The 296-nt window shown below is 59.1% G+C and carries 1 pseudogene; it reads right to left on the reverse strand.

The window, feature by feature from the left end:
* Nucleotides 1-296 (reverse strand): annotated as a pseudogene (locus tag EN786_RS37120) (glutamine synthetase); the annotation flags it as partial.

The following is a 296-nucleotide window of genomic DNA, read 5'->3' on the forward strand; positions in this document are numbered from 1 at the left end:
ATGCCGATCTGGTAGTCGCCGATATAAGGCGAAGCGCTATCGAGCCCCTGCCAATGCTTCTTGCGCGCCGAATCGTATGTTTCGCTGAACAGGTAGAATTCGAGCTCGGAGGCGAAATAGCCGATATAGCCACGCTCCTGCAGGCGCTTGACCTGCTTCTTCAGGATCGCGCGGGGTGAGTGTCCAAGATCCTCATGCGTGTGATGATCGAGCACGTCGCAGATGACCAGCGCCGTCTTCTCCAGCCACGGAACGCGGCGCAGCGTCGACAGGTCCGGCTTCATGACGAAGTCGCC

It is taken from the genome of Mesorhizobium sp. M4B.F.Ca.ET.143.01.1.1 (assembly GCF_004792275.1).
Lineage (GTDB): Bacteria > Pseudomonadota > Alphaproteobacteria > Rhizobiales > Rhizobiaceae > Mesorhizobium > Mesorhizobium abyssinicae.